Genomic DNA, 10,808 nt, shown 5'->3' on the forward strand with positions numbered 1-10,808 from the left:
CAGCGTGTCGGCAACCTCAGCGGCGGCAACCAGCAAAAGGTCGTCCTCGCAAAGTGGCTGTTCCGCAACACCAAACTGCTGATCCTGGACGAACCGACCCGAGGCATTGACGTCGGCGCCAAGGTCGAAATCTACCAATTGATCAACGAGCTCGCCGCACAGGGTATTGGAATATTGATGATCTCCTCCGAGCTTCCCGAGGTTCTGGGAATGGCGGATCGCATTCTCGTCATCAATCAGGGACGAGTTGCGGGCGAGTTGAGCCGGGACGAGGCGACACAAGAGAAAGTCGGCGCGCTAGCGGTGGGGGCGTAGGCTCTATTCCGTTAATCCCTATTCCCCCGGCGCTTTAGCGCGCTTTCCCCTTTTTCCCAACAAGCTGCTTCGCAGGGTAAAAGGGGTGCTGATAACCGCCGTCCATTCACTCGTCACGTAGCCGCAAAAAAACGCAGCCCATTCTCTCCTGACACAATCAAGAGTGAATGGGCTGTAATGATTTGCTCCCCTTTTACCCTGCGAAGCAGCTTGTTGGGAAAAAGGGGAGGCGCGCTAATGCGCGGGGGAATAGGGATTACACCGGCAAATAAGTCTTCAGCACCAGGGCGTCGGTTGTGGCGGCAATCGCATACTCCCCCAGCCCCGCCGGAATGAAGTATGACTGGCCCTGCGTCAGCGTTAGCTCCCCGATCTTGACTTCACCCTGGAAGATGAACAGGTGATGGAAGCCCAGCGCAAGGGATTGCTCCGAGGTGGCTCCGGCGGCGATCGTCAGGCGGTCCAGGTCGAAGTATGGCGTTCGGAAGAGCGCCTCGGCCTTCAGTCCGTCAGTCTCGAAAAGCGTCTGCGGCTGGCGGATGTGGTGTGCGAGGTCGTTGTGGTAATCGTCCGGGTTGATCGTCGCAAGGTAGTCGTGGACGTGCGTGGGGCGCAGGCCGCCGTCGTCCAGGAACTTGCCTTTGTCGAAGCCACGCATCGAGCAGTATTCGTCCTGCACATCGACTTGAACTTCGTAGACTAAGTTGCCTTCGGGGAAGCGCGCGTTGTCCTCTTCCCACGAATGGTGGATGCCGCCGGCGGTCAGGTCGACAATGTCGTCGGTCTTGGCTTCGATCACATTGATATAGGCGTAAGGGTCAAGTGACTGGATGCGCTGCTTGGCCTGCGCGCGGGCGTCCTCGACGGTGCGGCGTCCGGATTTGATTTCCTGGCTCAGTCGCTGCATTTCGTCGTCAATGGTGTTCAGTACGCGTGAGAAGGCTTCAAACGAGGTGCCTTTCTTGAGGCCGAAGGTGAACAGACCGGGTCCGAGGTAGAACCACGCTTCGGGCTTGGGCTTCCAGTGCTTGAGCGAGCCGTCGCCGGAGAGATGGACCTGGAAGGAGTTGCCCTTCGCCTGGGTCAGCTTGATGAGCAGCGACAAATCCGTACCGAACTTGTCCACGACGGTCTGGCCGAGCAGCCCGGCGGCGTCTTCCACGATCAAATCTTGGAGCGGTCGCATGTCGCCGGTCTTGGGGTCGATCAACGTGGAGGTCTTCGCCATCTCATACGACTGACCGACCTTCTTGCCGATCCATTCAGGCGCATCTGAGAGGCCCTTCAGATCGATAATATATCGCCCGCCCCAGCTCGGCTGCTCGATCAGTTCATCCTGCACGCGCAGCGGCGTCGTTGTCCATTCACTCATGGTGTTCGCGTCTCCCGTCGGTTATTGTTGCGATTCTATCTATTCTGAACGTTCAACCGCCTCGTTCTACCCACCCCGGCGCTTGCAGCTTACGCTGCAGTTCGTAGATCTTTGTCAGCGCCTCAATGGGCGACAGCGTACTTGTGTCGATGGCGGCGAGTTCGTCCATCACGGGATGGCGCTCCGCTTCGAATAAGGTCAATTGCAGCTTCTTGGTGTTGTCGGCGATCTTTTGACCGACGCCCTTCGCGCTCTCGCCCCGGTTCGTTGCTTCCAGGGTCTTCAATACGTCGCTTGCGCGCAGCAGCACCGTTTCGGGAACGCCCGCGAGACGCGCGACCTGGATGCCATAGCTCTTATCCGTACCGCCCGGCATGATCTTGCGCAGCCAGACGATATGATCCCCCTGCTCCTTCACCGCCACCCGGAAGTTCTTGACGCCCGGGTGCAGCTTCTCCAACTCGTTCAAATGGTGGTAGTGCGTGGCGAATAGCGTCTTGGCGCCGATCGCGTGAAGGTACTCGGCGACGGACCAGGCGATCGCCATGCCGTCGAAGGTGCTCGTCCCCCGCCCCACTTCGTCCAGGATGACCAGACTGCGCGCCGTGGCGTTGTTCAGAATATTCGCCGTCTCGTTCATTTCCACCATAAACGTCGATTGGCCGCTCGCCAAATCGTCGTGCGCGCCGACGCGGGTGAAGATCCGGTCGACTAAGCCCACGGATGCGCTGTCGGCGGGGACGAACGAACCGATCTGGGCGAGCAGGACGATTAAGGCGACTTGACGCAGATAGGTGCTCTTTCCGGCCGAGTTCGGGCCGGTGATGATGTGCAGGCGCGTTTCGTCGGTATCCAGGTACGTGTCGTTCGGTACAAACAAGTTGCCGCTTTGCAGGCTTTCGACGACGGGATGCCGGCCAGCGCGAATTTCCAGCGTATCGCCATCGTGCACGTCGGGACGGACAAATCGATGCTGGAGGGCAACTTCCGCGAGACCGCCAAAGACATCTAGACGCGCGATTGTCGTCGCGAGCTTCAGCACGATCCCGGAGAAGCGTTCGGCGATCTCGTCGCGCAGCTCACAGAAAAGACGGTACTCCAACTCGACGATCTTTTCCTCCGCGCCCAGCACCTGCGCTTCATATTCTTTCAGCGTCGGCGTGATATAGCGCTCGGCGTTCGCCGTTGTCTGCTTGCGATGGTACTCCGATGGGACGGCAACATGGCCGTTCGCCTTACTGATCTCGATGAAGTAGCCGAAGACATTGTTGAACCCGATCTTGAGGTTTTTGATCCCTGTCCGCTCGCGCTCCTCTTCTTCGATCTTGGCGATGAAACCCTTGCCGCCGGAGCGCAGGTCGCGCAGCGCGTCCAATTCTTCATTGCAGCCGCCACGGATCAGACCGCCTTCGCGCAGCAGCAGCGGCGGTTCTTCGGCGACTGTGTTTTCCAGCAGGGTCAGCAGTTCGACGGGCGACGCCGCGAGGGCCGCGCGCAGCGGCGCGAGCGCGCCGCCTTCGGGCGCGCGCTCCAGCGCCGCTTCAATTTCGGGGAACGCCTGGAGTGAGAGCTTAAGCGCAATTAAGTCGCGCGCGTTCGCCATACCGCTGCAAATGCGCGCCATCAGACGCTCCAGATCGGAGATACGTTTGAGAGCGTCGCGCATATCGCCGCGCAGCAGCGAATCGGCGGCCATTTCGGCAACGGCGTTCTGACGGTTCTGGATCTTATCCAAGGCGAGCAGCGGCTGATCGAACCACTTGCGCAGCAGGCGGGCGCCCATCGGCGTCACGGTGCGATCCAGAATAGAAACGAGGCTTTTGCTGCGCGCTCCGTCAGCGAGCGAGTGCGTTAGCTCCAGGTTCCGGCGCGCGGCGGCATCGAGCACCATGTAGTTGTCGGTGCTGTAAGTGGCGAGCGTGCGGATATGGCTGATGGATGATTGGTGGGTTTGCTTGAGATAGTCTAAGAGCAGCGCTGCGGCGTCAAGGCCCGCCGTCATCGTGTCTACGCCGTAGCCGCGCAAGGACGGCGTGCCGAAGTGATCGAGCAGCTTTTGCCGCGACGACTTGCGGGGATCGGACGGCTCCTGAAATGTCACCAGGGCGCGCGAGGCGGCTCGGATCGCATCGGCGAGATCATCCATGCCAGGCCTGAGCAGGCACTCAGCCGGACGCAGCCGCATGACCTCTTCCACGATCTTCTGCATGTCGCTGTCGCAGGGAACTTCCGTGACCAGAAACTCGCCCGTCGAGACATCGACTACGCCAACCCCGCTCGGCGTCTTCTCGCCTGTAACTACGGCAACCAGATAGTTATTGGTCTTGGAGTCCAGCATCGAGTCTTCGACCACAGTGCCGGGAGTCATGACGCGCGTGACGCGGCGCTTGACCAGCCCCTTCGCAAGCTTCGGGTCCTCGACCTGATCGCAGACGGCGACTTTGAAGCCTTTGGCGATCAGACGCACCATATATCGCTCCAGCGCATGGTGCGGCACGCCCGCCATGGGGATGCGCGTTGTCGAGCTTTTGTCCTCACGGCCGGTGAGCGTGATTTCCAGCTCCCGCGCCATCGTCTCGGCGTCCTCGCCGTAAGCCTCGAAGAAGTCGCCCACTCGCATGAGCAGCACGACATCGGGACGCTCGGCCTTGAACTCGAAATATTGGCGGAGCATGGGACTAAGTTTGGAGTGGTCGATTGCCATGGAAGATAACGCACCGAAATCTGACCCTGTACTGAGGTACAGGGCCGCACCGTGTCAAAAAGCATCCCACATCGGGAAGATGTGGGTTTGAGATTCTATTCCGACGAAGATCCCGTCTCACCCGTCGTTGTCCCCGCATCCGGAGCCGCCTCCGGGTTCGCGTCGGCGTAATCCTTGCCGAGAACGACCGTCACGTTTACGGGAGGCGTCCAGCCAAGATGGTTAGGCTTGTTGGGACGGCGCAGAACCTGAGCGTTCATCATCTGCATGCCGGTAAGGATATCCCGCACCACATCCGGACTGGGGACGCCGCTATCGAGAAGCTCCGTCACCTCATAGACAGCTGGCTTGGCGGTCGCTGTTACGGGCGGCGTAGCGGTTCCTGTCATGGAGGTCTCGGACTCGGGCGTTCCCGCTGGGACGACGGGAGCGGCGATCTTTCGAGTCGTGCCGCCGTTTCGGACATCCGTGTAACCGTAAGCGATCAGCTGCCGCACAGCGCGCTGGGCCAGACCGTTGATGTCGGTCCCGTTCTTGACCACGATGGGCGTCAGGCGGCGAATGGCCGTTTCATCCCCTTTGATCAGCCAATCGACATAGGCGGATGACTTCGGCGCATCCGGCCGAAAGAACCAGGCGCCATCTGGCCCCCGGAAGTCCTCGCCAGGAATTGAAGCGGTCTTGATGTCGTCGGGCTGCACGCCTTTGAAGATCGCCGCCAAATCGTAGAGCTGGCCGCGCGTCAGATCTGTTCGGATCGACGACATGCCGACATCAATCAAATGCGGCGCCTGCGTTACGTTGGCAAGGTTCTTCGCCTTGCCGATCATTCCTTTGAGCAGCACATGCTGGCGGTACATCCGGCGATCATCGCCGTCCTCGGGCGATCCTTTTTTGCCGGCGTCGGGATGGCGATATCGGGCGAAGCCGACAGCCTGAGCGCCGTCCAGATGCTGCTCACCCGGCATCAAATCAATGCTAAGGTGGCCCCAGGCGTCGTGATAATGCATCTCATGCTCGACATTGACATCTACGCCGCCCAGCGCATCCACCATTTTTTTTGTGGCGTCGATATTGAGGACCATGTAATGATCGGCGTGCACGCCCAAAAGCTCCTGCACCGTCTGCACGGCGCGCTCTGGACCGCCGGTCTGGTATGCGGAATTGATTTTAAAACTGTGGCTCGTGCCGGCAATATGCGCGTAGGTGTCGCGCGGAATTGAAAGCATGGAAATTTTATGGTTGATCAGATCGAGGCTCAGGATAAACAGCGTATCCGTACGCGCATCTTTCGTGTAGACCTGGTCGGTGTCGGTCCAGTTGTCATCGATCCCCATGCATAGGATGTTGACGCGATCCTGACCGGGAAATCCGGCCGTGGGATTGAACGCAAGGTCCGTAGCCTGCTTGATCGTGTCGCCAATACTGGTGGACGTACCCGATCCGGTATGCTCATTTTTACTCGCTGTGAGAATACGCTTTAAGAAGCCAAGTCCGAATACGACCAACACGCAAACAACCAGCAGCAAGCCGATGCTCACACGCTTCGCTATCTTCTTCTTACCTTGGTCCAACGGTTATCCTTAATCCGGCGCGCCCGATCACGCGGCCGCCATCGTCAGCGCAATTCCGCGCTCTTCGCGCGCGGGCAGCATTTCGCCCGTAAAACCCCAAAGATGCGCTTTCACGGCCCGCACCTGCACTATCTGCCCTACGAGGTCGCGGCCTGCGGGGAAGTTGATCGTTTTCCCCTGCCGGTTCAGTCCCGTCCACTTGTTCGGATCCTTCGGGCTGCGGCGCTCCACGAGCACTTCATAGACATTGCCGACCTGGCTGTGGTTAATCTCTACGGTGATCTCGTTTTGCAGCGCGATCAGCGCGCTCAGGCGCTCCATTTTGACCGTCTCGGGGATCTGATCTTCGTAGACGGCGGCCTTGGTGCCCTCGCGCGGCGAGTAGGCGAACATGAACGCCGAGTCAAAGCGCATTTCGCGCACAAAGTCCATCGTGTTCAGATACTGCTCGTGCGTTTCGCCGGGGAAGCCGAGCATGAGGTCCGTGGTCAGCGCGACATCCGGAGCGGCGGCGCGCAGCTTGGTCACAATGGTGCGATACTGCTCCAGCGTGTAGCCCCGATGCATGCGCTTCAGCAATTCGTCGTCGCCGACCTGTACGGGCATGTGGACCTGTTCGCAGACCTTGGGCAGGGTCGCGATCGCATGGATCACATCGTCATTGAAGTCTTTGGGGTACGGCGAGGTGTAGCGAATTCGCTCGATTCCCTCAATGGCGTTCAGCCGCTCCAGAAGGTGCGCGAACGAACAGGGTTCGTCTAAAAATTTGCCGTAGGAATTGACCGTTTGGCCAAGCAAGGTCACCTGCTGCGTGCCCAGCGACGCCAGCCGCTCCACTTCCAGCACGATATCGTCGGCCGGGCGCGAGCGCTCCTTGCCGCGCGTGATCGGCACGATGCAGAAGGTGCAGAACTTGTCGCAGCCGTAGGAGATGGAGACGAATGTCTTGAGCTTAGGCTCCGTCCCGCCCATCATGCGAATGGGGGTCGGTTTGTCGTGGCGGTCCTTGCGGTCCGGAAGGTCCGTGGCGATGATGGGCATTCGCTCATCGCGCACGCGGTCCACCAGGGCGGGAATACGGTCGATCTGTCCCGTGCCGACCACCAGATCCACATACGGCGCGCGGCGGCGGATCTCCGGCGCTTCTTTCTGCGCCATACAGCCGCACACGCCGATCACCAGATCCGGGTTCGCCACTTTGAGCTCGCGCAGTTCGCCAAGCTTGCTGTAAACCTTGCGTTCGGGCTTGGCGCGCACCGAACAAGTGTTGAGCAGGATCACCGCCGAGTCTTCCACGCGCTCCGCGCGTGTATACCCTTGCGACTCCAGCATCAGCGCCATTTGAGTCGAGTCGTCCTCGTTCATCTGGCAGCCCCAGGTCAATACGGTGTAGCCGCCGCGTCCAGTTAAAATTTCATCGGTCATAACGGATTATTATAGCCCAAAATGGCCATCGTTCGCAAGCCGTGCCGACAAATGTAGTTTATTTTGCGAGGTCAATCTGGAAGACCACATAACCATCGTTTGCATTCACCGGAATCAGGTAGGGAGGGGGACTGGCGGCAAAGTCCGAAAAGGTATGCGTTTGACCGGCGCGCGAGGTGTACGTCGCTTTGGCGAGCGCTCGGGAAAAGACGAAATACTGTGCATGGGTATCCCGCAGAAACGCGCGACGCTCATCATCGGAGGTCTCGGAATCGGAGAAGCGCCGGTATTCTTGAATGCGGTCGCCGTATTGCGGCGTCTCGGACCAGTGCCCCGCCCAGACAGCATGTCCAGTCATTCCTGGAACGTACAATGCGCCGGGATTATTGAAGTCATCAATGGGAGACATCACAATCGCGGCGCCCTTGGGCGTGTTCTTGTTCAGCCATTCGACAGACGAAACATAATTGGCGCTGAGGAACGGAAGCGCGGAGGTTTCCGAGCGATTGTTCAGCAAGTGGTTGGCGTCGCGCACCAAAAATAACGCGTTCGACGGGAATGTCAGCAGCACCAGCGCGCTCAAAGCCGCAGAACGCACGCGTGGGGCAAGACTGCGTGTAAGCGTCGACGCCGCCCACCCCGCCAGCAGGCACAGGGGAATATGCTCACCCATCAGCATCTTGCGCTGAAAGCCAAAGGGCAAGTAGATCACGCAGAGTCCCGCGACTGCCCAGCTCGCGACAAACAGGAACGTCGAGCCGGTCGCCCAGCCGCCGATCGTCCCATCGGCGTCCCGCGTCCCCGATACCTCCGAAGAATCGACAGACGCCGCTTTCCACTGCTTATAACGCCGCCCGATCAAGACAAACGCGCAAATGGCCAGCAGAAAGACAAAGCCGTAGCCGAGGATATAATGCCAGAGCGCCGGCGAAAGCGTCGGGGTATTGGCTCGCTCTTTAAACACGGCGTTCGTGCGATAGATGTAGTAGATGTACAGCGTCGTCGGCATCGTCAGGGCAAGCGCCCAGATGGCGTGCACCCACACACGCGCGACGTTGCGTCCGCGCTTCCAAATCGTCCAGGCGGTGAGAAACAATCCCCAGGCCGCCGCGACGTGAAACACATCGTATGAATGGATATTGCCCAGTAGAAACCCACAAAGCCCCGCGAGGCTTGCGTAGCGCATTTTGCCCGTCCGGAAGGAAAGCAGCAAGCTGTACAGCGTTCCCAGGATCAGCAGCGTGGCGACAGCGAAAAGCGGCGTCAGGTAGATGCTCAGAAACGTGTAAGCTTCGGGCTGAAAGGCGTCGATCGGCGCGCTGGATGGGTTCTTGTCACTCCACTGCGACCATTGGGTCCAGCCAAAGCCACTGCTGAAGCAAAGCAGACCCAGAGACGTCAGACGCGCGGCGCGGTCTTTGGGAAAGCATAGGACCATGAACCGATACGCCAGCCAGAGCAGGCCCAAGCCGCCGGCGATGCGCGTCAGATGCAGTACGATGGCCGACGGCAAATGCGTGATGCGCACCGCCAAACCCATTGCTGAGAAGAGAAAACTGAATAGTAAACTCGGCTGCGGCTCCGTTGTAAAAAGATTGTGCTGGAAGAACAAGCCGTCCGTGGTCTGACGCAGCCAGGACAGATAGACATTGTAATCGTCGATATTATACGCTGTCCCCACGAACTGCATTCCCGGAGGAACGATCGCGTAACCGAGAAGCGCGGAAAAGCTGGTAAGGAATAATGTAACGGCGATCATTGCGCCGACAAGACGCCGCTCCTTGCGGTCGGAAGCGGCGTCTGGGGTCAATTCGGGCGCTGCGCCCGCGTTACTCGCTGTCGTTTTGGGCATTGAATAGCAACACGGAGTTCTGTGAGAAGATGCGGGTGCGGTCGGCGGTGGTCAGCGCCGAAGCGTCGTTGACCAGACCGATCGTCAGCTGTGGATCGCTATAGGGCAGGCCGCTGCCGAAAAGCAGCTTGCGCGGCGTCAGCGCCGCCGCCGCCTGCGTGATCTTGTCGGCGTCCATACTGCCGGAGATTTCCAGGTAGATGTTGAGGTTCTGCTTGGCGGCCGCCACGGCGGCGTGCCAGGAATCGCCGCCCATGCCGAGCAGCACGAACTTCATCGACGGAAACTCCGCGGCAATCTCCCGCGCCGCGTGCACGGCGGCGGCGTTCGGGGCGTGGATCGCCATCGGCTTGGTGTATCGCCGCTGGGCGTTTAAAATCTCGCGGCTGTCGCTCAGAGTGACGGGATAATCGTCATGCCCGAACAGAACGCTGGCGACAAACTCGCGCCGCCCCAAATGCTTGCGCTGCTCTTCCTGAGATTCGTCGGGATATCCCGCGTTCAAAGTGACATAGCCATAGAGCCCGGCTGCGGGGTTCAGGATCTGGCGCAGGCGTGCGTTGCCGGTGATAAAGTCGCAGCTCGCCGCCAGCCCGGAGATCAGCGCCGCGCCGGTAATCCCACTCTTCGCGAAGGTCGCCGCAACCCTGTCGGGCGCCGCCATGGCGCTGGACAAAGCGGTGTCCGCCAGATATGCATGTGCGTCAAAATAGTCCATTGGTTACGCCCCTTCCCCGCTCTGCCAGATCGCCTGGGCGTTGCCGCCGAGCACGGCGTTTTGATCGGCTTCGGACAATCCCGAGCCGCGGACATAACGCAACGCCGCGCCCAGAGACAGCCCCGGAGCATCCGAACCGAACAGCACCCGCCGAATGCCGACCGTTTCGCTCAGCAGCAGCAGTGCGTCCGGGACTGATAGCGCGTGCGTTTCTAGATAGATGCGCTCATTGCGTCGCATTACGGAAATGGCTTCCGAGAGCGTATTGGAAGACACGCCTTCTAAAATGACGGGATGCGGATAGTCTTTGAGAACGCGCAGCAGCTGTGTGGCGTCGCCCGGCTCGGAGACGCTCACCATCACCGCCGTGCGCGCCGACTTCGCGAGCACCGCGAGAACGTCTTCAAACGGCGCGAAGTCGATCGGCCAGCCCTGCGCGTGCGGAAAGAAGCGGAACATCTCGAACGGCTCCTGAAAAAGACGTTCGATCGCCGACGCCTGCCCCCAGTACTCGCGCGGGTTCACCGTCGCCACCGGAATCAGATGGTCGTTCGTGCGGCAGGCGCGCAGCGTTTCGGCGTTGCCTTCCGCCTCGTTGTAGAACAGTCCCCAGGATGACAGCGTGAGACACCAATCGACTTGATTGCTCTGCATGGTGGAGACGAGTGTCTCCGCCGTGCTGTCCGGGTGCTTGGACGGATGCGCTCCAAAGAGCGTATTCACATCGGTGATTTCCATATTACGTCCTTTTACTGATGTTACGCACAATGTGCCCGGCGACTGAAGTCGCGGCTAGAAGCGGTGCCGAAAAGTCTTCGATATCTTTGGGGATTTGACAAGGATAAATT

8 protein-coding genes are annotated in these 10,808 nt (G+C 59.8%); 1 reads left to right on the plus strand and 7 read right to left on the minus strand.

From position 1 onward, the window contains the following. Window positions 1-315 (plus strand): ATP-binding cassette domain-containing protein (locus ABIZ35_RS22980; RefSeq protein ID WP_348222266.1); only part of this gene is annotated, 315 nt, incomplete at its 5' end. Window positions 316-571: 256 nt separating this feature from the next. Here the strand turns inward: ABIZ35_RS22980 and ABIZ35_RS22985 are convergent. The 7 genes from ABIZ35_RS22985 to ABIZ35_RS23015 form a co-directional block, all read right to left on the minus strand. Beyond that, window positions 572-1,687, minus strand: a complete 1,116-nt coding sequence (locus tag ABIZ35_RS22985) for a hypothetical protein (RefSeq protein WP_348222267.1) — start codon at window positions 1,685-1,687, stop codon at window positions 572-574. Between the two features lie 52 nt (window positions 1,688-1,739). Beyond that, on the minus strand, window positions 1,740-4,391 hold the full coding sequence (gene mutS / locus ABIZ35_RS22990; RefSeq protein ID WP_348222268.1) for a DNA mismatch repair protein MutS: 2,652 nt from the start codon (window positions 4,389-4,391) through the stop codon (window positions 1,740-1,742). A 95-nt stretch (window positions 4,392-4,486) separates the two neighbouring features. Then, complete coding sequence (locus ABIZ35_RS22995; RefSeq protein WP_348222269.1) at window positions 4,487-5,965, minus strand: LCP family protein; 1,479 nt, start codon at window positions 5,963-5,965, stop codon at window positions 4,487-4,489. 27 nt (window positions 5,966-5,992) lie between these two features. Beyond that, complete coding sequence (miaB, locus tag ABIZ35_RS23000) at window positions 5,993-7,390, minus strand: tRNA (N6-isopentenyl adenosine(37)-C2)-methylthiotransferase MiaB (protein ID WP_348222270.1); 1,398 nt, start codon at window positions 7,388-7,390, stop codon at window positions 5,993-5,995. Between the two features lie 58 nt (window positions 7,391-7,448). Next, window positions 7,449-9,242 (minus strand): hypothetical protein, encoded by a 1,794-nt coding sequence (locus tag ABIZ35_RS23005; RefSeq protein WP_348222271.1) that lies wholly within the window; start codon window positions 9,240-9,242, stop codon window positions 7,449-7,451. Beyond that, window positions 9,220-9,960, minus strand: coding sequence for an amidohydrolase family protein (locus ABIZ35_RS23010; protein WP_348222272.1), 741 nt, complete (start codon window positions 9,958-9,960; stop codon window positions 9,220-9,222). The genes ABIZ35_RS23005 and ABIZ35_RS23010 overlap by 23 nt, the downstream gene beginning before the upstream one ends. 3 nt (window positions 9,961-9,963) lie before the next feature. Then, window positions 9,964-10,698 carry an amidohydrolase family protein gene (locus tag ABIZ35_RS23015; protein WP_348222273.1) on the minus strand — a complete coding sequence of 245 codons (735 nt, stop codon included), beginning with the start codon at window positions 10,696-10,698 and terminating at the stop codon, window positions 9,964-9,966. Window positions 10,699-10,808: the final 110 nt, after the last annotated feature.

This window comes from Capsulimonas sp., assembly GCF_039929585.1.
Classification (GTDB): domain Bacteria; phylum Armatimonadota; class Armatimonadia; order Armatimonadales; family Capsulimonadaceae; genus Capsulimonas.

What these genes read in the sequence shown, in the direction of transcription:
- ABIZ35_RS22985 (WP_348222267.1), bottom strand. Translation starts at nt 1,687, where the DNA reads ATGAGTGAATGGACAACGACGCCGCTGCGCGTGCAGGATGAACTGATC.
- mutS (WP_348222268.1), bottom strand. Translation starts at nt 4,391, where the DNA reads ATGGCAATCGACCACTCCAAACTTAGTCCCATGCTCCGCCAATATTTC.
- miaB (WP_348222270.1), bottom strand. Translation starts at nt 7,390, where the DNA reads ATGACCGATGAAATTTTAACTGGACGCGGCGGCTACACCGTATTGACC.
- ABIZ35_RS23005 (WP_348222271.1), bottom strand. Translation starts at nt 9,242, where the DNA reads ATGCCCAAAACGACAGCGAGTAACGCGGGCGCAGCGCCCGAATTGACC.
- ABIZ35_RS23010 (WP_348222272.1), bottom strand. Translation starts at nt 9,960, where the DNA reads ATGGACTATTTTGACGCACATGCATATCTGGCGGACACCGCTTTGTCC.
- ABIZ35_RS23015 (WP_348222273.1), bottom strand. Translation starts at nt 10,698, where the DNA reads ATGGAAATCACCGATGTGAATACGCTCTTTGGAGCGCATCCGTCCAAG.